Origin of the sequence: Mycetocola zhujimingii (genome assembly GCF_003065425.1) — a bacterium.
GTDB lineage: Bacteria > Actinomycetota > Actinomycetes > Actinomycetales > Microbacteriaceae > Mycetocola_A > Mycetocola_A zhujimingii.
The window spans coordinates 2,227,010-2,249,157 of record NZ_CP026949.1; the positions used below are offsets into that span (position 1 = coordinate 2,227,010).

22 protein-coding genes and 2 tRNA genes are annotated in these 22,148 nt (G+C 64.5%); 9 read left to right on the top strand and 15 right to left on the bottom strand.

The window, feature by feature from the left end; all coding sequences use genetic code 11:
- Positions 1–29: 29 nt before the first annotated feature.
- The 5 genes from C3E77_RS10620 to galU form a co-directional block, all read right to left on the bottom strand.
- The gene (locus tag C3E77_RS10620; RefSeq protein ID WP_108391611.1) at positions 30–470 is read right to left on the bottom strand and encodes a hypothetical protein; all 441 of its coding nucleotides are present in this window, start codon (positions 468–470) and stop codon (positions 30–32) included.
- A gap of 58 nt (positions 471–528) precedes the next feature.
- Positions 529–601 (bottom strand) — tRNA-Ala (locus C3E77_RS10625).
- A 42-nt stretch (positions 602–643) separates the two neighbouring features.
- The gene (locus C3E77_RS10630; protein WP_108391612.1) at positions 644–1,591 is read right to left on the bottom strand and encodes a large exoprotein; all 948 of its coding nucleotides are present in this window, start codon (positions 1,589–1,591) and stop codon (positions 644–646) included.
- 77 nt (positions 1,592–1,668) lie between these two features.
- On the bottom strand, positions 1,669–2,334 hold the full coding sequence (locus C3E77_RS10635; RefSeq protein ID WP_108391613.1) for a GNAT family N-acetyltransferase: 666 nt from the start codon (positions 2,332–2,334) through the stop codon (positions 1,669–1,671).
- A gap of 30 nt (positions 2,335–2,364) precedes the next feature.
- Entirely contained in the window at positions 2,365–3,258 is an 894-nt protein-coding gene (gene galU, locus C3E77_RS10640; protein WP_108390371.1) for a UTP--glucose-1-phosphate uridylyltransferase GalU, read from the bottom strand.
- Positions 3,259–3,383: 125 nt separating this feature from the next.
- Here galU and C3E77_RS10645 point away from each other — a divergent pair, with 125 nt between their 5' ends.
- The 3 genes from C3E77_RS10645 to mscL all read left to right on the top strand — a co-directional run bounded on the left by C3E77_RS10645 (position 3,384) and on the right by mscL (position 4,782).
- Positions 3,384–3,962, top strand: a complete 579-nt coding sequence (locus C3E77_RS10645; RefSeq protein WP_108391614.1) for a 5-formyltetrahydrofolate cyclo-ligase — start codon at positions 3,384–3,386, stop codon at positions 3,960–3,962.
- A 62-nt stretch (positions 3,963–4,024) separates the two neighbouring features.
- On the top strand, positions 4,025–4,363 hold the full coding sequence (locus tag C3E77_RS10650) for an FmdB family zinc ribbon protein (protein ID WP_108391615.1): 339 nt from the start codon (positions 4,025–4,027) through the stop codon (positions 4,361–4,363).
- A gap of 2 nt (positions 4,364–4,365) precedes the next feature.
- Positions 4,366–4,782: a large conductance mechanosensitive channel protein MscL gene (gene mscL, locus C3E77_RS10655; RefSeq protein ID WP_234031188.1), complete on the top strand. Its 417-nt coding sequence runs from the start codon at positions 4,366–4,368 to the stop codon at positions 4,780–4,782.
- 120 nt (positions 4,783–4,902) lie between these two features.
- Here mscL and C3E77_RS10660 read toward each other — a convergent pair whose 3' ends face one another.
- Together C3E77_RS10660 and C3E77_RS10665 are read right to left on the bottom strand one after the other, a co-directional pair.
- On the bottom strand, positions 4,903–5,178 hold the full coding sequence (locus C3E77_RS10660; protein ID WP_108391616.1) for a hypothetical protein: 276 nt from the start codon (positions 5,176–5,178) through the stop codon (positions 4,903–4,905).
- Between the two features lie 5 nt (positions 5,179–5,183).
- Entirely contained in the window at positions 5,184–8,978 is a 3,795-nt protein-coding gene (locus C3E77_RS10665) for an AAA family ATPase (RefSeq protein ID WP_234031189.1), read from the bottom strand.
- A 510-nt stretch (positions 8,979–9,488) separates the two neighbouring features.
- On the opposite strand from C3E77_RS10665, the gene C3E77_RS15440 reads away from it, so the two are divergent.
- Together C3E77_RS15440 and C3E77_RS10675 are read left to right on the top strand one after the other, a co-directional pair.
- Positions 9,489–9,779, top strand: a complete 291-nt coding sequence (locus C3E77_RS15440; protein WP_162924981.1) for a hypothetical protein — start codon at positions 9,489–9,491, stop codon at positions 9,777–9,779.
- Between the two features lie 164 nt (positions 9,780–9,943).
- Positions 9,944–10,789, top strand: coding sequence for a DUF1295 domain-containing protein (locus tag C3E77_RS10675; protein ID WP_108391618.1), 846 nt, complete (start codon positions 9,944–9,946; stop codon positions 10,787–10,789).
- A gap of 45 nt (positions 10,790–10,834) precedes the next feature.
- On the opposite strand, the gene C3E77_RS10680 is transcribed toward C3E77_RS10675, so the two are convergent.
- From C3E77_RS10680 to C3E77_RS10700, 4 genes are all read right to left on the bottom strand, one after another.
- Positions 10,835–10,906 (bottom strand) — tRNA-Arg (locus C3E77_RS10680).
- Between the two features lie 71 nt (positions 10,907–10,977).
- Positions 10,978–11,478 (bottom strand): HNH endonuclease, encoded by a 501-nt coding sequence (locus tag C3E77_RS10685; RefSeq protein WP_108391619.1) that lies wholly within the window; start codon positions 11,476–11,478, stop codon positions 10,978–10,980.
- Between the two features lie 328 nt (positions 11,479–11,806).
- Positions 11,807–12,673 carry a C40 family peptidase gene (locus C3E77_RS10690; protein ID WP_146188099.1) on the bottom strand — a complete coding sequence of 289 codons (867 nt, stop codon included), beginning with the start codon at positions 12,671–12,673 and terminating at the stop codon, positions 11,807–11,809.
- A 274-nt stretch (positions 12,674–12,947) separates the two neighbouring features.
- Positions 12,948–13,643 carry an iron-dependent transcriptional repressor DtxR gene (locus C3E77_RS10700; RefSeq protein WP_108391622.1) on the bottom strand — a complete coding sequence of 232 codons (696 nt, stop codon included), beginning with the start codon at positions 13,641–13,643 and terminating at the stop codon, positions 12,948–12,950.
- Between the two features lie 118 nt (positions 13,644–13,761).
- Between C3E77_RS10700 and serC the strand changes: the two genes are divergently transcribed.
- Entirely contained in the window at positions 13,762–14,874 is a 1,113-nt protein-coding gene (gene serC / locus C3E77_RS10705) for a phosphoserine transaminase (protein WP_108391623.1), read from the top strand.
- Positions 14,875–14,950: 76 nt separating this feature from the next.
- On the opposite strand, the gene C3E77_RS10710 is transcribed toward serC, so the two are convergent.
- Together C3E77_RS10710 and C3E77_RS10715 are read right to left on the bottom strand one after the other, a co-directional pair.
- The gene (locus C3E77_RS10710; protein WP_234031190.1) at positions 14,951–15,949 is read right to left on the bottom strand and encodes a DUF3027 domain-containing protein; all 999 of its coding nucleotides are present in this window, start codon (positions 15,947–15,949) and stop codon (positions 14,951–14,953) included.
- 47 nt (positions 15,950–15,996) lie between these two features.
- Positions 15,997–16,380 carry a cold-shock protein gene (locus C3E77_RS10715; RefSeq protein ID WP_108391624.1) on the bottom strand — a complete coding sequence of 128 codons (384 nt, stop codon included), beginning with the start codon at positions 16,378–16,380 and terminating at the stop codon, positions 15,997–15,999.
- Positions 16,381–16,546: 166 nt separating this feature from the next.
- Between C3E77_RS10715 and C3E77_RS10720 the strand changes: the two genes are divergently transcribed.
- Genes C3E77_RS10720 through C3E77_RS10730 form a run of 3 tightly spaced genes read left to right on the top strand, consistent with a single transcriptional unit; the run spans position 16,547 to position 20,375 of the window.
- Positions 16,547–16,825 (top strand): multidrug ABC transporter ATPase, encoded by a 279-nt coding sequence (locus C3E77_RS10720; protein ID WP_108391625.1) that lies wholly within the window; start codon positions 16,547–16,549, stop codon positions 16,823–16,825.
- A 15-nt stretch (positions 16,826–16,840) separates the two neighbouring features.
- The gene (locus C3E77_RS10725; protein WP_108391626.1) at positions 16,841–18,691 is read left to right on the top strand and encodes a helicase-associated domain-containing protein; all 1,851 of its coding nucleotides are present in this window, start codon (positions 16,841–16,843) and stop codon (positions 18,689–18,691) included.
- A 43-nt stretch (positions 18,692–18,734) separates the two neighbouring features.
- Entirely contained in the window at positions 18,735–20,375 is a 1,641-nt protein-coding gene (locus tag C3E77_RS10730) for a DNA repair helicase XPB (RefSeq protein WP_108391627.1), read from the top strand.
- 3 nt (positions 20,376–20,378) lie between these two features.
- Here the strand turns inward: C3E77_RS10730 and C3E77_RS10735 are convergent, their stop codons facing one another.
- Positions 20,379–21,158 carry a pyrimidine reductase family protein gene (locus tag C3E77_RS10735; protein WP_108391628.1) on the bottom strand — a complete coding sequence of 260 codons (780 nt, stop codon included), beginning with the start codon at positions 21,156–21,158 and terminating at the stop codon, positions 20,379–20,381.
- Complete coding sequence (gene folP / locus C3E77_RS10740; protein ID WP_108391629.1) at positions 21,151–22,065, bottom strand: dihydropteroate synthase; 915 nt, start codon at positions 22,063–22,065, stop codon at positions 21,151–21,153. Before folP ends, C3E77_RS10735 begins: the two co-directional genes overlap by 8 nt.
- Positions 22,066–22,148 lie beyond the last annotated feature (83 nt).

A 22,148-nucleotide genomic window follows, 5' to 3' on the forward strand; every position in this document is an offset into this window, starting at 1 on the left:
CCACTCGGGCCGAAAGTGTCTGCGGGTCGTCAGAGAACGCGAGAGCCGTGAGCGTCAAGAAAGGTGACGTCCGGCATCCTGCGGGCGATGATCAGGAGCGCAGCGTACCCGTCGGGGGTGGTCGGGGGCCAGGTCCACGTCGTCACGTTCGGCGCCGACGGCAACGCGGCTTCGAACAGGTCGACCTCAACGCCGGTTCGGCGGTGTTTGGCCGGAACCACAATTTCGACCACGCGACCGCGGGTGTGAAGCGACACGAACTGAAGTCTGGAGCCGGTCTGATCGTCACGCACGATGAACTCACGGGTCTCGGGGTCATCGGGCGGAATCTCGGTGGTCTCGAACCTGTCGGCTTCTTTCGTGGAGAAAGCACCGCCGAGACGCTTACCGAACAGCGCGAGCACCACGATGATGGCTACGATCGCGAAGATGCCGAAGATCCACTGACCGCCGGGGATGCTGTCGAACATGTCTTGGACCTCGGGGCGAATTCTCGCTGGGGGGTTCGTACGTGGAACAGGGATGGTGTGGACCTAAGGAGATTCGAACTCCTGACCTCCTCGATGCGAACGAGGCGCGCTACCAACTGCGCCATAGGCCCTGATACGAAAAGATTATCACGCCGGGGAGGGCGATGAATCCATCAGCTTGCGGCTCGACGGCCCTCGAGCAGTGCCGTCAGGCTGGTCGGGGCGATCTCGGACTCGGTCACGACGCCCATTCCCGCAAACCGGCTTGCTGGTTCGACCGCTGGCGCGTCAGGAGCCGTGGCGACGGGGACCAGCGGCGTGACCGTCGGAGCGAGCTCGACGGCACGCTCCGCCATGACCTGCGCGAGAGCGGCACGGCGCAACGCTGCATGGGCGTCAGCCTGGGCAATGGTGCCGGCCGCGCTCGATCCCTGCGACAGGTGCAGGGGACGGGGAAGCGGCGTCGGCGTCCAGGTGCTCGGCGCCAAAACTGTCTCTTCAAAGGTCACCGGCTCGAAGGCCTGGGCGACGGGGGCCGCTTGAGCCACGGGCGCGATCACCCGGGTCCGACCGGAGACGCGAGCCATGCGAACGAGGACGGCGATACTGCTGACGGATGCCGTCACTCCGGCGGCGAGAACCAGCGCTGATCCGCCGGTTGCCAGCAACGATCCACCGACACCGACAGCGGCGAGCGATGCCGCGAGCACAACCGTCGCCGCGAGTCGCGCGCGCCGCCGTGCTCTCCTGACCCTGACCCGAGCCGCGGCCAGAGCAGTAGCTCGCCGGACTTCCTCTGTCTGCCTGGCCCTCTCGGCCTCGCGCTGCGCCTCGACAACAGCGAGGGCTTCGAGCCTCGCCCGTTCGAGCGCCTCGGCCTCGTACTTCTTGAGAATCTTCTGCTGCTCGGCAACGCTCCGCGCCGTCGTCTCCACCCGGACTTCGTCGGGTGTTTCCGCTGCTTCGGCAAGAATCCGCAGTGTTTGCTGCAGGCGGATCGCGTTGCGCTCGGTGGCAAGGAACTCGTTCCTCCTGAGCCAGGTCGGCATCAGGTAGACGATCCACAGCGCGGCGGCGATCGCGAAAACGATCCCGCCACTCAAGAGTCCACTGCCAGCCATGGCTCCAAGGTACGAGGCAACTGGCAGGACACGCCGCATTGGCGAGGGTGTGTCACCCCGAAGTTGAGGTTGAAGGTTTAAAAGAGGGCAGCCGGGGGCACGATCGGCGTCTGGGCGGCGAGCCTGTCGGACTCAGGAACCGTCGCTGCATCCTGAGGGACCTGCCCGTCCTTCCACCGGCGGAGCACACCTCCCGGCACTTCCTCACGGACGAGACCGAAGCAAAAGTGGTCGCGCCAGTCCCCGTTGATGTGGATGTACCGTCTCCGGAGTCCCTCGTACCGGAAACCCAGCTTCTCGACGACCCTCAGGCTCGGCGCATTCTCTGGGCGAATGCAGATCTCCACCCGGTGCAGACCCAGCTGCGAGAAACAGTGGTCGGTGGCAAGAGCAACCGATGTCGGGGTGACGCTCTTGCCGGCGAACCTTTCGGACACCCAGTAGCCCAGCGTCGCGGACGACAGCGAACCGTAGGTGATTCCCGACACGTTGAGCTGGCCGGCGAGTTCGCCGTCGTACTCCATCACGAGAGGCAGGCCCGTGCCCGCCCTGGCGCTGGAGAGCAGCGAACGGATGCTCGCGCGCATGTCAAAGGACCGCGGCGCGTACGGGCTCGTCGCCTCCCACTGACGCAGCCAGGATCGGTTGCTGAGGAGTTCACGCTCCATCGCCCGTGCGTCGCGCAACCGGACCAAGCGCACGGTGATGGGGCCCTCGGTCAGAACGGGGACGGGAAGAGCCAACCCGGGTCTCCTTCGATAAAAAACGTCGAACTAGTCGAGTTTGCTGGCGAATTCCTTGATCCAGGGCTTGAGGTCGGCCCCGAGGTCGTCGCGGTCTGAGGCGAGCTGGATGATGGCCTTGATGTAATCGAGGCGGTCTCCGGTGTCGTAGCGTCGGCCACGGAAGATGACGCCGTAAACACCGCCGGCGATCGAGTCGTCCGCCGCGAGGACCTGCATGGCATCCGTCAGCTGGATCTCGCCACCCTTGCCAGGTGCCGTGGTCTCGAGAACGTCGAAGATCTCCGGGCGCAGGACATACCGGCCGATGATCGCGAGGTTCGACGGTGCGTCTTCCGGCGCCGGTTTCTCGACCAGGCCGGTGATCTTCACCACGTCAGGATTGTCCGTCGCCTCGACCGCGGCGCACCCATACATCTGGATCGTTGCCGGGTCGACCTCCATCAGGGCGATGATCGTCGCCTGACGGCTTTCCTGCTCCTCGATCATCGTCGTGAGCAACGGGTCGCGGGCATCGATCAGGTCATCGCCGAGCAGAACCGCGAACGGTTCGTCACCGACGTGCCTGCGCGCGCGAAGCACCGCGTGGCCAAGACCCTTCGGGTCACCCTGGCGCAGGAAGTGGATATCAGCCAGCTCGCTCGACTCCACGACCCGATTCAGCCGCTTCTCGTCGCCCTTCTCCTCAAGCGCCAGTTCGAGTTCGGTGACCCGGTCGAAGTGGTTCGCGAGCGCGTTCTTGTTGCGGCCGATGATCATCAGGACATCATTGAGCCCGGCACTGACGGCCTCCTCGACGACATACTGGATCGCTGGCTTATCGACGACGGGAAGCATCTCTTTCGGGAGCGCTTTCGTTGCCGGCAGGAACCGGGTACCGAGTCCCGCTGCGGGAATAACAACTTTGCGTACTGGCTGAGGCATCTACCAACAGTAGCGGGATGCTGCCATCTGCGTGTGGATCCGGTACCGCGGGGCGCGGCAGCGGCACCCGAAGAAGCTGTGCACCACGGATGCCCGCGTTCAGGCGCGCCGCCTAGAATGGGGCTATGCCAACCCAGGTGGACCATCAGAAACGTGCCCTCCGTGCCGAGCTGCGGGAGCGGCGACAGAACCTGACGACGTCAGAGCGCGAGAACGCGTCCACCGGATTCACCGACAACCTCATTGCGCTGGCCACACGCCGGGGCGCGACGAGCATCGCCTGCTACCTGTCGGCGCCGAATGAGCCGAACACCCGTCCCTTCGTGAACTGGGCACTCGCCAACGGCATCCGCGTCCTGTTCCCCATCAGCCGCGAAGACGGCCTGCTGGACTGGACCGTCGGTGAAACCGGTTCAGAGGTTGAGGGTCTTTATGGAATGCCCGAGCCTGTCGGTGAACTCCTCGGCCCCATTGCGATCAATGAGGTCGACTTGATCCTTGTGCCCGCTGCGGCTGTGAGCCCTGACGGGATGCGAATGGGATGGGGCCGCGGATACTTCGACAAGACCCTCGGCTCGATGGAGAAATGCCCACCCGTCTACGCGATCGTCTTCGACAGTGAGGTGCGGGCCGACGTGCCATTCGAGAAGCACGACGAACGGGTCGACGGGGTCGTCACGCCGTCACGCATTCTCGACTTTTAACCTCACACCCGACCCCATTGGCGCCATCGGCGCCACCGCCGCGACCATTTCAGGAAACCCGAATGCCCACATATTCATACAAGTGCACTGTCTGTGACACCGCCTTTGACATCCAGCAGTCATTCACCGACGATTCGCTCACTGAGTGCCCGGAATGCGCTGGCAGGCTGCGCAAGCTGTACAGCGCGGTCGGGGTATCGTTCACCGGTTCAGGGTTCTATCGCAACGATTCCCGCGCTTCGGGGTCCAGGGAGTCGTCCGGGTCGAGCTCGTCCAGCGGAAAAAAGGACGGTGCTGGCTCGAAGGACTCTGCCGGTGCCACGAAGGAAAAGGTATCGTCGTCGCCTGCCAGCGGTTCCGCCGGATCGTCGAACGCCGGTAGCGCCGCCACCGCTTCGTGAACATGGGGGATAAATTGCTCAAGGGATTCAAAGACTTCATCATGCGGGGCAATGTCATCGACCTTGCCGTCGCCGTCGTCATCGGAGCCGCGTTCACCGCTGTCGTCAACTCGATCGTCGAGCGCATCTTCAACCCGCTGATCGGGGCTCTGTTCCAGGCCGACAGCCTCGACAACGCGCTCATCGTCTCGGTTGGCGATGCGAAGCTGCAATTCGGCGCGGTTATCGGCGCAATTATCAGCTTCCTGATCATCGCGGCCGTGGTGTACTTCGTCTTCGTGCTGCCGATCAACACCATGAAGGAACGCGCCGAGGCCAAGCGCAAGGCCGGCATCGTCGAAGAGAAGGCCCCGGTCACAGAGATCGACGTCCTCACCGAGATTCGCGACCTGCTGGCCAGGAGCAACCTCAAGGAGTAGCGGTCGCGGCGGCTGCTCACCACCACGCGTCCGACCACCGGATCACGGATCCGTCGGTCCCGAACCACCGATCGGTGAACGTCCGGTCAGCCCTGGTGCGGGGTCAACCCCAGTGCGCGGTTAACCCCAGTGCGGCGGGACGTCCTGGAGCAGCTGTGCGTCGTTCGGACCGGCCGCGGGCGGCCGCGCTGCAGACGGCCCACCCCAGGATCGGTCGCTGTCTTCGGCGGCGAGAACGGCCTCCCGGGTGGCCTGCGGCGTCGGGTCCGTTCCTGGCATCGGCGGAAGCACCGCCCGGCGTGAACCGGGAACACGGCGTACTCGCTCTGCATCCGGTGTCCTGACATCGCCCGGTTGGGGCGATTCAGGGGCTTCGGGTCCAGACTGGTTCGACACGTCGATCAGTGTACGCGCTCCTGCTGGCCGTGCTCAGGGACGTCCGCGACGTCGCTGGCGGCATCCGATTCGTGACTGCTCCCGGCGTCGGCGCCCCGCGACGGAACACCGAGCATCGTCAGAATCTTTCGCGTCACCCCGTCGGGGTCGCTGAAGAGGTCGAAGCTGTGTACCCGGAGGTAGTGCCAGCCGAGGCGGCGCAACACGTCCGGGCGCAGGCGCAACGACTCCCGCAGCGAGTCGCTGCTCACTTCGGGATCGGACTCCACGGCGATCGCCTTGCCCTCGTACGCCGCGACCAGGGCGAGCTTGCCCCGATAGCCGACCTCGACCGACAAACCGTGGCGGTACAACCGCTCGGCGAGGTCGATGAGCATGGGCTCAGCACCGTCTGTCGCGGGAGGCGCCGGGACGTGCTGTACCGGCTGCTTGAGGATCTCTGCGAGTGCTCCGATGCCGTGCTGCATCCGATCGGTGTCGATGTCTTCGGGACGGATGCACGACACGATCACCATGGATCGCCTCGCCCTCGTCATTCCGACCGCGAGCAGGCGATCCCCACCCGGCCGGGCAAGGGCGCCGAAGTTCGAGAGCACACGACCGTGCGGGGTCACGCCGTAACCGAGCGAGAAAATAACCCGGTCGCGACTCTCCGCCACTGACTGCTCGAGAGTGAGCACCGAGAACGGCTCTGGTCGTTCCTTGAGGATGAAATCAGAGAGGTCGCTGCGCATGGCAAACGCTGAGATGACGGCCTGGTGCACACGGGTGGCGTGCTTCTCGCTCGCGGTGACGACCATGAGCGATTCACGCGGGCGGTTGATGGCGTGCTCGAGCACGAGGTTGACCACGCGGGCGACCTCGGCGTCGACACTCTCCACTCCCCCGGTTTCCGGGTCCGGCATGCCATGGCCGTTGGGAACGTAGTCGAGCGTGAGGCTGCCGTGGCCCAGGAACGACCCTGCCCAGGGCAGTGACTCGATCTCGCCACCGTAGAACCTGTGGTTAACCAGCTCGGCCAGATCCTCACCACCGGCGCGGTAACTGCGCGTCAGGGTCAGGGTCGGCAGCAGGCCGGACAGTCGTGCGAGAGCGGAGTCGGCGTGCCTGGCGTCGACATCGTCAGCGCCGGCAGCCGGCGTCGGCACCCCAATGGCGACGGTGAACGGCGTCGGGCTTTGCGTGACGGGGTCGCCGACGGCAACGACCTGGCGTGCGCGTCGGATGGCTCCGGCGTTCTCAGCGAGGGTGGTTGCCCCGGCGTCGACGAGGAACACCGTGTCGAACCGGACACTCTCGGGGATGAGGTGGGCTTCGTACACCGATGTAAGCCACACCGGGGAGAGCACGCGAGAGAGGTGAGGTGCCGTGCTCTCGAGCTTCGACGGGGTTGCACCCTCGGTGCGGAGAAGCTTCTTGAGTGCGGTGGCCTCATCCGGGTAATCGACGAGGCCGATCTTCCAGTTCTCGGAGAGCAGGGCGCCGAGCAGCGCGCCGGTCGAGGAGGCATGCGCTTCGTCGACGAGGCGGAAGTCTGCTTCGAGCCTGTCGATGACACTGGTGTTCGCACCAAGCAGCGCACGGTCCGTCGTGAGCATGTGCTCGAGCACCGACTGCCACCAGGCGAGTTCAAGCTCATTTGCAACCTTGGCCTCGGGGACATGGCGCACCGAGAGGTCTGTGATGAGTGGGGCAAGGCCCTTCTCACGGAGCTCAGCAATGAGCGTCGTCCGCTCCTGGAGGTTCTCCATCACCGCGGAGTCTGCTGCCAGTCCCGACATGAGCCTGACGAGCTCCTTGACGGGCATCGACAGCAGCGACTGGGCCTTGGCCGTGCGGCTGAGTGGCGCGTCGAGCTGGGCAAGATCCTCAACAACGCGCTGGTACGCAACCTGCACGTCGGCGATACCGAGGGGAACCTCGGGATTCACGCCCGCCGCAACATACCGCTGCCAGAGCGTGCGCTGCTGCTGGATGCGTCGCAACGCTGCATTGATGTCCGTGACGTGCACTCCGGGGCGCACATACTCACGAGCGAGCTTCTTCAGCCTACGGCGGTTGGCGCTCGTCATGCTCGGAGCGTCTCGCCTCGCGCTTGTCGCGGCGATTAGTTCCCCTAGTGACCTGTCAAAGACGCTCGGCTGGAACTTGTCCAGGGTCTCGCGAATGTCGAGCAGCAGCCGGAGGTAGATGCCGAGTTCTTCGATCGACTCGAAGGCACGCATCCGCGTCTGGCCGATCAGCTCGTATCCACGCTCGAGCAGTCGGGGCAGCTCTGTCCTGTGCAGCTTCTTGGCGAGGGCGTGCGTCGCCTTCGCCTGCTTCGTGCTCGCAAACTGCGCACCGTACCAGGGTGAGTCGTCAGGACCGTACTGGAATTCGCCGAGCTGAGCAGCGGTCGCGAGCTTGCGCGCGATGATGTCGCGGTTGCCAGCGAGCTTCTCGAGAGAAGCGAGGTCAAGCCTCGCGGTCGTCGTGGGCTGATCCTGAAGGTTGCCGAGGCGGGTGAGCGCCTGGAGCGCGTCGATGACGCTGACACCGAGTCCGCTGTCGATCCGCCCGAGGGACCCGCGATAGTCGAGGAGCACTTTGCGCAGGCGGACAAGCGCGTCATCGACATCGGCGACCTTCGGCGCAACAGCCTTCTCGTTGCGTGAAATCGCCTGGATCAGGTCGCGGCGGATGCTCGCGGGGGTCACGGTGATGCCGGGGAGACCGACCTTCGCGAAACGGTGACGGATGCCATCGAGGCTGGAGCGCCTGGCGCTCACGACGAGAACACGCTTGTGCTGGGAAACGAGGCTGCCAATGGCGTTGACCACGGTCTGCGTCCCACCGGTTCCGGGGAGGGTGGTGACCACAATGGAGTGGCCGGCCGCGATCTGAGCGATCACGTTCTCCTGCTCGGTGTCTGCGTCGAGCAGGAGCGTGTCGGTTGTCGGCGGTCGATCGTCCTGACCGATGGCATCCACCGGTCGGAACAAACCTTCAACGAGCCTGCGGGCACCGGGGTTTCCGGCGAGCGCGTTGAGCACCGGGTGGTCAAGATCCCTGGCGTCGCGAACGAGCGCCGTTCCGACCTCGGCGAAGCTCGACACAACGAGCCTCGGCTGGACGCTGAACCACTCGAGGTGCTGGGTGAGTCCGCGCAGCCGGTCGATGACAGGTTGCGGTTTGAATGCGCCATTGGTGACGGCGAGCGCCTCAAACGCCTCGGCGTCGAGAGTGATCTGGAACTGCTCGTGCAGTGCCCTGGCGAGTTCGGGGTTGAGGAAGGGCATTCCCTTGAGCTTCAGCTCGAAGTCGCGGCCGTAGCGCCGAATGGCGACGGGACGCAGGAGAACGGGCGCGGAGAACTCTTCTTCTCCGTGGCGCCACTCGGCGAGCCCGATCGCGAGGTGCACCGATTCGATGCCGCGAACGGTCCGCAGTTCGACGCCCTTGACGGTGATCTGGTCGGCGGCCGCTTTCGCTCCGCGGAGCGCAAGTTCGTCACGAATGAGGTTCGACAGCAGGGTGGAATGCCCGGTGATGAACTGAGGCAGCCCACCGGGGTGCGTTGAACTCAGCTCGATGCGATTGCGCGGGTCATCCACGAAGTGCAAGAGCGGAGACCGCCCGCCCACGGAAGCAAGGTGCTCTCGCCACCGTTTCCTGGTCTCATCCGCCACGTTTCCCACGGTGAAATTCGGATCCCCGACGCTCAAACCAGTGGGACTGGTGACCGAACGCGCAAGGGAAGTATCGACGTCAGCGATATCGGAATCGTGAGTCTCTGGTTTCTTGTCTAGCCGCCACACATCCACACCCTAAGCTCTGTCGGGCCCAATCGCCGGTAGCACCACCGGATATTCGCCGAGTTGGGGTCATTCCGCCCGAGTTATTACCCCCAGGGGCAGTCACTGACAAGACGGAGCCACCCGTATCTGCGGGCGATGGCTGGCTATGACATTGCGGAAAAGTTCTTGCGCTTCACGGTTGGCCTCCGCTACCGTGATGCCTACGCCCAATTGACGAAAGGAGTCCAGCGTGTTCTCAATGATTATTGCAATCGCATCACCCACAGCTGGCTTCGTCGGCGTCTTCACTGCCTGACCAGTAGAACACCCACCGGTTCAGACGGTGGTGACGGTTTCGAAGCCAGGCCAGGCGGCATCCGCAGACTTCTGCACCCTGCCAACAGGCTTATCACCCCGTATGTGACGAGCACCTCGTCGCACTCTGCCCGCACCAGCGGGTTCCCACTCTTCGGCGATCCCGAGCACTCTCTTCGGCGTGCCTGGATCCCACTCTTAAAGGACATATCTCCCATGAATACCCAATTCGCGAGCGCTCCCGCTCGCCAGGAACACCCGCCCCAACCCAGCGTTCCCGTCCGCGACGCGCGAGAAGTTCGCCGTGTCGGACTGCTCGACCGAGCGGCGCTCCACCTCGGGGTTGCCCTCGTCACGTGGAGCCGTCGCCCCCGCAAAGCCAAACCGGGTGCGCGACAGCGCCTCATGCCGGTACCCGATGACGCTGGTCGGCGGGAAGTCGAGGAGACTCAACGGCAGCGCGAGCAATTGCGTGATCAGTTCCTGGCCATGCAACTGTTCAGGTAACGGATGAATCCCACAGCTCGGGGCCGGCATCGGACTCTCCCCTGCCGGTCCCGAGCGCTGTCTCCGACAGCAGCTACCTACCACGTTGCCGTCCCTTTTCGTCGGCCGCCTGGGCTTGCACCGCGGTCCTACCCCTTGCACTTTCCCGTCCGTATGCTGTGCGCATGAACCCGCTCACTCTCGTACTCATCGTGTTCGCCGTCACGTGCGCGTTCTGCTGGATCGCGTCCCTGATCACGAAAGATACGTCGTGGGTCGACCGGCTGTGGTCGGTCGTTCCTGCGGTCTACGTCTGGATATTCGCGATCTCGGGCACAGCGGCCGCGGAGGATGCCGGTCGGCTCACGCTGATGGCTGTTCTCGTCACGGCATGGGCCGTGCGTCTGACCTTCAACTTCGCGCGGAGGGGCGGATACACCGGGATGGAGGACTACCGCTGGGCCATCCTCCGCGCACGGATGAAACCGTGGCAGTTCCAGCTCTTCAACCTCTTCTTTATCGTGCTGTACCAGAACGCGCTCCTGGTGCTGATCACGCTGCCCGCTCTCGTGGCGTGGCAGGACCCCACTCCGCTGAACGGGTGGGACGGCGTGTTCGCCGTACTGTTCGTCGCGTTCCTGATTGGCGAGTTCACCGCGGACCAGGAACAGTGGAACTTCCACGAGGCAAAGAAGCGCAGGGCGGGAGACCTCGGTCCGGGCTTCCTCACCTCGGGTCTCTTCAGATTCAGCCGGCACCCCAATTACTTCTTTGAGCAGGCACAGTGGTGGACGTTCTACGCGATCGGGGCGACAGCAGCGGTCTCGGCGGGAAACGGCCTGTGGGGTGGGGTCATCAACTGGACGATCATCGGCCCGGTGTTGCTGACCCTGCTCTTTATCGGCTCAACGATCTTCACCGAGTCCATCAGTGCGTCGAAATACCCCGCGTACGCCGATTACCGGCGGTCAACATCGATGCTCATTCCCTGGCCGCCCAAGCAGAGGCAGGGAGAGCCGCATCTGGTTTGACACCACCGGAGCCGGATCGACCGGCCGACTGGCGATGAGCATGTGTGCCCCTGGAGGGATTCGAACCCCCAACCAACTCCTTAGGACGGAGGTGCTCTTCCGTTGAGCTACAGAGGCTGACTCCAGAAGTTTAGCGGAGTGAACACCGCTCGCGTGAACGACCGACCGCTCGTGCCCCGAACCTTCGGCTAGGCAGCGGCGGGCGTGAGGTATTGGTCCCAGGCCGGCATCGCTTTTTCGGCCCCGCGCACAGCCCACGTCGGACCGTGCGGCATCCGTGGCTTGATCCTGAGGGACCAGCCCATTTCAGCCGGCGTGCGGTTGCTCTTTGCGTTGTTGCACCGCAGGCAACAGGCCACCAGATTCTCCCAGGAGTCCTCGCCGCCACGTGACCGGGGAATAACGTGGTCGATGGTCGCGGCGAGTTTGCCGCAGTATCCGCACCGGTTGGCATCCCGCCGAAGGACGCCCCGACGAGTCACGGGAACGCGACGCGAAGCGGGAATGCGCACATACCGGTTGAGGACGATCACCGCAGGCCTTTCATGGGCACCATCCGATCCCCACACGGGATTCGCGGCATCGACCTCGATGATCGCCGCTTTCTCGTTCATCACCAGCACCAGCGCCCGGCGGAACGACACTATGGCAAGGGGTTCGTATCCGGCATTCAACACGAGTGTGCGCATGTCACGTTTCCTCTCAAACGGCCGCGACGGCTTCGCGGTTATTCGGTGTTCCGACCTGAGGCCGAGGAGAGGATCCGGGCAAACAAAAAGGCGCAGTCTGTGCAGACTGCGCCTAATCCCAACCACCATCGTGGCGGAGACATGCTGTACCGAAATGCTCACGTCCCGGGCAAACGCACGCATCCGTGGTGTGGATACCGGCTTGTCGAGTCATGAGCGTCCTGCTTCTTCTTCCTGAGGTCAGGGCTTTAATGTAACGCACAAATGGCGTGCTTCCCGAGAGAAGCACGCCATTCGCAGCGGAATATCATTCCGGCAGGTTGAGACCTTAGATTCCGATCCGGACGATCCACCAGTTGTCTGCGTAGATCGGACCGATGCGGAGCGGGGTGCCCGGCCGTGAGGCGTGGAGAATCTTGTTGTCTCCGGCGTAGAAGCCGATGTGTCCTGCGCTGACGACGAGGTCGCCGGGAACGGCGTCGGCAACCGGAATCCGGGTACCCATGTTGCCCTGGGCGGTCGAGGAGTGCGGCATGTCAATGCCGAACTGCGCGTAGACGTACTTGACGAATCCCGAGCAGTCAAAGCCGGCGGGAGTCGCTCCGCCGTAGACGTATGGGACGCCCTGGTACTGCAGGGCGACGTTGAAGACCTGATCGAGGCTGAGGTTCGAGGGGTGGGCGGGACTGGCCAGGTGATCGGATGCCGTCGGCCCGGTAAACGAGGTCTGCTGGGTTGCGAATTCGGCGCGGCGGGTCTCCGCCTCTGCCGCTTCTGCGACGGCTCGCGCATTGGCGAGTTCTGCCGCTGTCGTTGCCGAGTACCCATCCCGCACCACGGTGGCAGCGGTCACGCCTTCGTCGACGGAGAGCGACTGCGCCCCGGACTCCTTGAGAGTCTGGAGGGTGGACGAGGCTGCTGCGTCGTCGGTTGCGGTCGGTGAGAATGCGTACGCGGGAAGCGCGACAGTGCCGAAAAGCCCGGGGACCACGATCGCCATAATGGCTGTCGACCGGAACTTACGCCATACGCTCTCTTTGGGAGCGGGCTTCGCGGTCCGTGTTGCCGGGGCTACGGGGGTCACTGCGCTGCGCTGGCTGCGAACCGGACGGGGTGAGCGCAGGGCCACCCGGTGGGACGCTGACGGGTCGATCTTCTCCGACTCGCCGTCGAACGGGTTGCTGTTTACGGCCAAAGCGTGAACCTCCGGCGCCTCGAACACCACACTAGGGATGGAGTCTCGTCTGCAAAAATATTCGGGTCCCGCGGCCGAGGAGACGAGCGGGTGAGGCGCCTCGGTACGGGTTCCTGCGGTCAGTTCTGACCTTCGGACGTGTTCGAGCGTACGGGACCGTTACCAATTTGTCACCTTTGTCGCCCTAAATTTAACGAATGGGTAACGGAAGGCGAATGGCTCTGGTGCCAGAAGCCATGCCCGAAGCGAGAGAACGCCGCGGTGATCCTTGGTTTTACGGGGTTTCGACGAAGATGTGCCCGGCAACCTCGTTGGGAAGTTCCAGCCCTTCGCCGAAACCGTCAACCTGAACCAGAACGTAAGACCCGGCCGGGGAGAAGACCCCGACGGACCCTGGCATGATCCCGCCCTGCTTGAGCTGGAGAAGAAGCTCCGGGTCGACCTGCGCTGGCTCCCCCAGGCGTCGGATCGTCGCGGTGACCGGCTCGCTGCGGCCGCGAACCAGCTCCACAAGATTTGTCACGCCGTGTGCAAACGCGCCGGCAGGCGTATCGCCCAGTTCGTCGAGGCCAGGAATCGGGTTCCCGTACGGCGATTCGGTGGGGTGATTGAGCATCGCGAGCAGTTTCCGCTCGACCTGCTCGCTCATGACGTGCTCCCAGCGACAGGCTTCTTCGTGGACGTACTCCCACTCGAGCCCGATGACGTCGCTGAGCAGTCGTTCGGCAAGTCGGTGCTTGCGCATGACGTGCACGGCTTTGCTGCGTCCGGTCGGAGTGAGTTCAAGGTGGCGGTCGCCGGAGACCACCACGAGTCCATCACGTTCCATACGACCGACGGTCTGTGACACTGTCGGTCCCGAGTGACTCAGCCGCTCGGAGATCCGCGCGCGGAGAGGCACAATGTTCTCTTCCTCGAGTTCGAGGATGGTACGAAGGTACATTTCGGTGGTGTCAATCAGATCAGTCATTGACGTCTCCCATGGTTCAGCGCGATACTACCCAGCCTACTGTGCGCTGGACCCCGCTTTGGCGCGACAGGGCCGTCACAGAACTCGCAGACCCACGGCTGGCTTCTAGAATCGGAGCATGCCTGACATTGTGATTCCCAATGACCTCAAGCCAGCAGACGGGCGATTCGGCTGCGGCCCGTCCAAGATCCGAACCGAGCAGGTGGCGGCGCTGATGGAAGCCGCCGAGTCGCTGCTCGGCACCTCACACCGCCAGGCCCCGGTGAAGAATCTGGTCGGTGGCGTTCGCGAGGGCCTGAGCGCGCTGTATTCACTCCCGGACGGATACGAAGTTGTGCTCGGCAACGGAGGGTCGACCGCGTTCTGGGATGCCGCGTCCTTCGGCCTGATCGAACGCCGCAGCCAGAATCTCACGTTCGGCGAGTTCGGTTCGAAGTTCGCCGCTGCTGCTGCGGCGCCGTGGCTCGAGGCACCCGACGTCCGAAAGGCGCCCGCCGGGTCACGGTCGACGGCTGAACCCGTTGAGGGAGTCGACGTTTACGCCTGGACCCACAACGAGACATCCACGGGCGTCATGGCCCCGGTCACGCGAGTGACTGCCGACCCGGGCGCGCTCACGGTGATCGACGCGACGAGTGCAGCGGGTGGCGTCATGATCGACGCCGCCGAGGCTGACGTGTACTACTTTGCGCCACAGAAGAACTTCGCATCGGATGGCGGCCTGTGGTTCGCGCTGTTCTCGCCTGCCGCCATTGAGCGCGTCGAACGAATCGCATCGTCCGGTCGGTACATTCCGGAATTCCTCAGCCTGAAGAACGCTGTGGACAACAGCCGCCTGAATCAGACCCTCAACACCCCGGCTCTGGCTACCCTCGTCATGCTCGACAACCAGGTGTCGTGGATCCGAGAGAATGGCGGCCTCGCTTGGGCCGACTCCCGGACCGGGGAATCCTCGTCACACCTGTATGACTGGGCGGAGAAGACCTCCTACACCACACCGTTCGTCACCGATCCTGCAGACCGGTCGCAGGTCGTCGTGACAATCGATTTCGATGACGCTGTTGATGCGGGCGCTGTCGCGAAGGCACTTCGGGCAAACGGGATCGTTGACACGGAGCCCTACCGGAAGCTCGGTCGCAACCAGCTCCGCGTCGCAACGTTCACCGCGATCGAGCCGGAGGACATCCGTCAGCTCACCCGCAGCATCGAGTTCGTCGTCGACGCACTCTAGACCACGCGCTGTAGAACACACAGACCACGCAATAACGCCCGCCACTGCGAAGTGGCGGGCGTTATGTGTTGGCGGTTCAGTAGCTGCGTTCGGCCTCGTCATCGTCGGACTCGTCATCCGGTTCGGCGTCATCCGACTCGTCGACCGATTCATCGTCATCGTCCGACTCGTCATCATCCGACTCGTCATCATCCGACTCGTCATCGTCCGACTCGTCATCGTCCGACTCGTCATCGTCCGACTCGTCATCATCGTCCGACTCATCATCGTCCGACTCATCGGAGTCATCGATTTCGTCGACGTCGACGCCATCGACATCGCCGGCGTGAAGGATGCTGAACCCGTCATCGTCGTCGTCTTCGTCGTCCTCCAGCTCAGCGGCTGCCTCCGCGAGAAGACGTGCCTCCTGCTCGGCGGCCTCCTGCGACGCGTGATAGTCCGCGAGACGTTCGGACCACGGCACCCACACCGGCGCGAGCAACGCGGACTCCCCCGGCAGCAGTTCGGTCTCAAGGACGGTGGGCGCATCGTCGCCAACACGTGCGAGCGTCACCGTCCAGTTCCACCCGGGGTAACCGGGAAGAGTCGAGGCAAACAAAAGGGAGAGCACGTTGTCGTCTTCGACGATGTGTCCGGTCGGTTCGCCGATCGTCGAAGCGGGCGTCACCTTCAGCAGCGCCTCGCGAGCCACGTCGACCGAGGCGAGGAGAACATCGTCGGCGACGGGCGCGGGCTTCGGCATGTCCGAAACCGTCGACGCGGGCTCGTGCCCGGTCGGCTCCGACTCGGCAGCCTCGGGAACGGCGGGCTGGGGCGCATCCGGCTGTTCGGCAGCGACCTCCTGCTGCGCGGGCGTCTCTGTCGTCTCCTGGACCGCATCCGATGGTGCGTGGCTCTCCGCCGAGTCGACAGACGTGTCGTCCGGGTCGGCGTCAGGGGTGACGGTGTCGTTCACCCTCTCGACCGGCTCGACCGAGGTCGATTCGGCGTTGAAACCTGAATCGGCGTCGGCAGCGGGAGCTGTTTGATCGTGTTCGAGTGGCTGGTCCGTCGTGGAGTTCTCGGCGGGATTCATCTGAGTGCTCCTTGGGAAAAGACGGCGGGCCCAACGTGGCGCAGCGATCACGCGTCCAGTTCGTCGGCTACCCGGCGCAGCAATAGTGCGACCTTGCGGCTGTGTGCATTGTCGGGATAGCGGCCCTTGCGCAGGTCACCGCCGAGTCCGTCGAGCAGCTTCACGAGGTCTTCGACAATGATCGCCATGTCGTCAGCGGGCTTGCGCTTGAGTTTGACCAGGCTCGGGGGCGCGTCGAGCACGCGAACCGAGAGCGCTTGAACTCCACGCTTTCCGTCCGCGATCCCGAACTCGAGTCGGGTACCGGCCTTGACCGAGGTCACGCCGGCGGGCAGAGCCGATGCGTGCAGGAAAACTTCCTGGCCGTCATCGCTCGAGATAAAGCCGAAGCCTTTCTCGTCGTCGTAGAACTTAACCTTGCCGGTGGGCATGGACTCAACCTCGCAGTAATAGACACGCCGGCACGCCGGCGAGTGGTGCAATCGTCGCGGCAGGAGCCGTGCGACGAGCGGGCGTTCTGGTCCCGCATCTCAAGCTTAGAGCGTCGCGCATCAGACCAGTTCTGCCGGATTCAGCCCGGAGCGATATCCTGAGCATGTGACCGACAATAATCCGCAGAACATCAGCCGTTTTGAGCGAGTCCTCGCCTTCATGCTGCTCGGGCTTGTCATCCTCTCCGTCGGAACGTTCCTCGCCATCATCATCGGCACCTGGCAGGGAATGGGGTCAAGCGATTTCGCCAGCGGTATCTGGCCTGTGGTCGTGATGGTGCCGTACATCGGCCCCCCCCTGGCATTCATCCTTCTGATCACGCTGATGATCACGAGCGTGGTCCGGCGCTCCCGCGACAACAAGCGCACGCTCACGCAGCGCTGACACGGCCTGCTGCTCATGACGGACATTATGACCCTCGCAGGCAGCCTTCGCGTGCGGGACGACGCATCACTCGAACGCCTCCTGACGCTCCGTCCACCCGCGCCGCGGGGACGTGTCAAAGACTTCTTCGACCTCGCGGAAAGCCTCCTCGAGGTCGCCGGCATCCGTTCAGCGCTCCAACGCCTCGACAGGCACACCCTCGCGGTCCTGTCCGCGGCGACGGCCGATTCGCTCACCGCCGCTGAGCTGGCAGACCGGATCGGAACCATGAGTCCCGATCAGGTGGAAGACCGCGCCGCCCTCGCTGTCGAAAGTGCGCTGCTCATCAGGACGGAGACCGGGTTCTCCGCACTCGGCCCCGTGTCGGCACTTCTCGCCGAGTGGCCGAAAACCGGCTTTCCCGACCTCGCCGAGCTGGCAACATCCCCGCCACCCCCGGCCGGAGCGAGGCCAAGCGCGGCATCCGCACGGTCGACAGATCTCAGTGCCGCCGACCACGCCTTCCAGTCGACGATGGCCACCGCTGAACTCGTGGTCGAGCTTCTGTCGCAGCCGGTCCGTGAACTCGGCAAGGGTGGTCCGGCGCTTCCTGAACGGCGCCGACTCGCGCGGGCGATGCAGGTGGAAGAGCCTGCGGTCGACAGCTATCTCGATCTCGCCGTACGCAGCAACCTGGCATCGCACGAAACCGGCGGATGGCATCCGACCGAAACCGGTGAGAAGTGGCTGTCTGCGTCCACCGCTGATCGCTGGGCCGTCCTTGCGCGCGCATGGGTGGAGGCAATCCCCGGCGAAGTGAGGTCGGTGCTCGGCGCCCGGACCGAGTGGGGCGAATCGCTCCACTCATACGCGCGCTGGCTCTACCCGGCCGGCGGCGAGTGGCTTCACGGAGAAGTGGACCGGGTCGCAGCCCACGCGGAACTGCTCGGAGTGACGAGTGGCCCCTCTCCGGCAGGCCAGGTACTTAGCACGCCGGGCGCTGCGCTTCTCACAGCGGATGCCGACGCAGCCGCGGCAGCGATGGCTCACCTCTTCCCCGCCCAGGTCAGTCAGGTATACCTCCAGCACGACCTGTCGATCATCGCCCCCGGTCCACTTCAACCCGACCTCGACCAGACGCTTCGCGGCTTTGCCGACCTCGAGAACCGCGCACAGGCGTTCAGTTACCGACTCTCACAGGCGAGCATCAACCGGGCACTGTCTTCGGGAGTCACTGCCCGCAACATGCTGGCATTTCTCGAGAGCATCTCCCTCACCGGAATCCCGCAGCCCGTTCACTACCTCATTTCGCAGGCCGCCGGGCGGTTCGGGACCATCCGGGTGGGAACGATTCCGTCAAGCGCAAGCGAGCCGGAGGCACACAGCTACGTGCGCTCGAGCGACAGCGCGCTGATCGGCCTGCTCCAGGTTGACCAGGCCCTGACCTCGCTTGGTTTGAAGCGCTCAGGGGAAAACCGCCTGGTGAGCCGCTTCGAGTTCGAGGTGGTGTTCTGGGCGCTCAGTGATGCGCGGTACCCGGTTGCCGCCGAGACACCGGACGGCGCACTCATCAGCCTGCGGCGACAGCGAACAACGCATGCGCCTGTCGCCCCAACGGCTCCAGACCACTCGGCGCTCATCGCCAGTCTTCGTTCAGCGCAGTTCGGTTCCCCGGAGGATTCACGACAGGCCTGGGTCGCGCGCCTGCTCGATGCCGCGATCCGCGCAAAACAGACGGTCACGGTCACCGTCCAGGTGCCAAACTCAGGTCCGCTCGAGTTCGTTCTCGAGCCGACAGGGGTGTCCGGCGGTCGACTGCGCGGTCGCGACAAACGATCCGATATCGAGCGCACTCTCCCGCTGTCAAGCATCCTTGAACTGAAGTAGATCCCGGCACCGTTCCCAGCGTTCGGCTATAGGGTAGCTACTTATGTCTGATGGCCCACTGATCGTCCAGAGCGACCGCACGGTTCTCCTCGAGGTTGCCCACCCGCTCGCCGAGGATGCACGTCACGACCTGGCGGTCTTTGCAGAACTCGAACGCGCCCCAGAGCACATCCACACCTACCGGATCACCCGGTTGGGGCTGTGGAACGCCCGCGCCGCCGGGCATGACTCGTCGGACATGCTCGCGACTCTCGAAAAGTACTCGAAATTCGCCATTCCCCAGACCGTATCGCTCGATATCGCCGAGACCGTGTCGCGCTACGGACGGCTCATCATCGAGCGCAACGACGACAAGCAACTGGTGCTTCGCTCGACGGACGAGGCGGTTCTGACTGAGATCGCCGGCGCGAAACGGATCGCACCGCTGCTCATCGGGCATCCGTCTCCCGATACGTATCTCGTCGACGCCTGGGCACGTGGCCAACTCAAGCAGGAGTTGGTAAAGCTCGGCTGGCCCGCCGAAGACCTCGCGGGGTACACCCCCGGCACACCCCACCGGATCGACCTCCGCGAGGAGGACTGGCACCTCCGCGGGTACCAGCAGAAGGCCATCGATAATTTCTTCGAGGGCGGCTCCGGAGTCGTCGTGCTCCCGTGCGGCGCAGGAAAGACACTGGTCGGTGCCGGTGCCATGGCAACCGCTAAGACGAACACCCTCATCCTCGTGACGAACACGGTATCTGCGCGGCAGTGGAGGGACGAACTCCTCCGGCGCACAAGCCTGACCGAAGAGGAGATCGGCGAGTACTCAGGCCAGGTTAAAGAGGTCAAACCGGTGACGATCGCCACGTACCAGATCCTCACCGCCAAGCGAAAGGGTGAGTACGCCCACCTCGCGCTCCTCGATGCCATGGACTGGGGACTCGTCGTCTACGACGAGGTCCATCTCCTGCCCGCCCCGGTGTTCAAGCTCACCGCCGAACTCCAGGCGCGCCGCCGACTCGGCCTCACGGCGACGCTGGTTCGAGAGGACGGCAGGGAAGGCGACGTGTTCAGCCTCATCGGTCCCAAGCGGTTCGATGCGCCCTGGAAGGAGATCGAAGCCCAGGGCTACATCTCGCCGGCGAGCTGCTACGAGGTTCGGATCGACCTCCCCCAGTCCGAGCGACTGACGTACGCCGCTGCGGCCGACGACGACCGGTACCGTCTCGCTGCGACGGCACCGGCAAAACTCGACGTCGTCCGTGATCTCGTCGCGCGACACGAGGGGGAACGCATCCTCGTCATCGGCCAGTACCTCGACCAGATCGACGAACTTGCCGAGGAGCTTGGCGCCCCCAAACTGACCGGGTCAACACCGGTCGACGAACGCGAGCGGCTGTTCCAGGCGTTCCGCACAGGAGAAATAACCGTTCTCGTGGTGTCGAAGGTGGCCAACTTCTCTGTTGACCTCCCCGAAGCGACCGTAGCGATCCAGGTGTCGGGATCATTCGGGTCGCGGCAGGAAGAAGCCCAGCGGCTCGGCCGGCTTCTCCGCCCCAAGGAATCGGGGCTTTCGGCCAATTTCTACACGCTCGTCGCGCGCGACACGGTGGACCAGGACTTCGCACAGAACCGGCAGCGGTTCCTCGCCGAGCAGGGATACAGCTACACGATTCTCGACGCTGGCACCCTCGCTGCCTGATCCTCAGCTGACGTTTTCCGCCCCGTCCTGCGGTTGCCTTCGGACGTACCTGAGGAGCAGGTTCCCGTCAGCACTCAGGACGTGCACCAGCTCAAGAGCCCGCTGCACGTGACCGGCGACTCCCGCGGCGATGCGCGATGCGCCGGCACCCTCGAGAACCGGTGAGATCGTCAGGCACAACTCGTCGACCGCGTCATCGCCGATGAGGTCCCCGAGCAGGTGCGGACCGCCCTCGCAGTGCACCTGCCGAAGGCCCCGCGCAGCGAGGAGCGCAAGCATCCGTGCCGTGTCCACCCTCAAGCGCCCCGCAACAAGCACGTCGGCGACCGCAGACAACGCCTCGACTCTCTCGACCGGCGCATCCTCGACGGTGACAAGAACCGGCCGCACGGGAGCATCTGTGAAGATCCGTGACGACGGATCAAGCCTCAGGCTGGCAGAGACGATCGCGAAGACCGGATGCTCCGACAGTCCGTTGGCGACGCGCCACGCGGCCGCGTCCGGCGGCAGGCGCATCGGTCCATAGCCCTCGGCCCGCACGGTTCCCGCTGCAACGACCACAACATCGGAGAGCCGTCGCAACAGGTCGAACACGCGATGATCCGCAGCGGAGCCGAGACCGGCCGACAGCCCGGCTGAGGTGGCGGCACCGTCAACGCTCGACACGAAGTTCACCCGCAGCCACGACGCTGCCCTGTCGCGCACCGCGTAGAGCGCCAGGATCTCGTCGTCACTGAGATCGCCGTCTGCACCCTGGAGGAGCGCGATCCGTGGTTCAGTCATTGGTCTCGCCCATGTTGTGGCGCAGATATGCCGGTTCCCGGAGCCCGAGGATCGCTTCGGTCATCCTGGCCGCGTCGACAGCCGGTCGGACGTTGTGCATCCTGATGACCCTGGCCCCGTTCATGATGGCGACGACAGCGGCGGCGAGCGAACCGGCTACCCGATCGTCGCGGTCCCTGCCGAGCGTCTCTCCAACGAAGTCCTTATTCGAGACGGCGGCGAGGGCGGGATACCCCAGAGCGGCGATCTCGCCGAAACGACGCGTGAGTTCGAGCGAATGGAGAGTGTTCTTATTGAGGTCGTGGCCCGGGTCGACGATGATGCGGTCGGCCGCAATCCCAGCGGACCGCGCGAACTCAGCCCGTGCGGCCAGGAACGCGACGACCTCGGCCACAACGTCGCTGTACATCGGCCGGGGAAACGCGGTCCTCGGTGCAGCGAGGCTGTGCGTGACGATAACTCCGGCGCCACCTTCGGCGATGACGGCCGCCAGCTCAGGGTTGCGGAGTCCTGTCGTGTCGTTGATGAGGTCAGCTCCGGCAGCGATGCTGCGCTTCGCGACCTCCGGTTGAAAGGTATCGACGGAGATCATCACATCGGATGCCGCGCGAATGGCGGCAACGACAGGCTCGACGCGGGCAAGTTCGACGGCAACCGGGATGTCCGGCCCCGGGGCGAATGGGGCGCCCCCGACATCAACGATGTCAGCGCCATCGTCGACCGCGGCGAGAGCGGCAGCGACGGCCGCGTCGAGCGCGAAGGTGCTCCCACGGTCATAGAACGAATCAGGGGTGCGGTTGACCACCGCCATCACCGCGACGTGGCGTGAGAGGTCGAGTGCCCGGCCGGCCATCCGGCGTCCGGGCTGGTGCCGGGGAGGCGAAACGTCAGGGACGGAGTCGGTCATATCTCCCATCGTGCCCCACGGCGCGTCAACTTATCCACGTGACCGGAACTCGGCGGTATCGCCATATCCGAAACGTTCAGAAA